Source organism: Halalkalibacter flavus (assembly GCF_036663575.1).
GTDB lineage: Bacteria > Bacillota > Bacilli > Bacillales > Bacillaceae_D > Halalkalibacter > Halalkalibacter flavus.
Genome location: NZ_JAWRVK010000385.1, coordinates 1 through 242 on the forward strand (window position 1 = coordinate 1; position 242 = coordinate 242).

At 27.3% G+C, this 242-nt stretch carries 1 protein-coding gene; it reads right to left on the minus strand.

The window, feature by feature from the left end; all coding sequences use genetic code 11:
* The coding region (locus tag SAY88_RS26250) for a type IV secretory system conjugative DNA transfer family protein (protein ID WP_431308937.1) at positions 1–237 on the minus strand (237 nt) is incomplete at its 3' end.
* Between the last annotated feature and the right edge of the window lie 5 nt (positions 238–242).

The following is a 242-nucleotide window of genomic DNA, read 5'->3' on the forward strand; positions in this document are numbered from 1 at the left end:
ACCTAATAATTTTTGAGCACGCTCTGAGAAAAAATCCTCTTTACCATCTTTAGAACTATTTCGAACAATATATCTACTGACTTTTTGAGCAACTTCATCATTAAGGATTAGATCAAATGGATTGTAGGAAGATTCTGAAAACTCAATAAAATCAATGTTATAAACTTTAAATCCTTGATATCTTTTTAATTGGTGAGTTAAAATATAGTTTTCAACTTTAGGGTCAATACAAATGATTTATT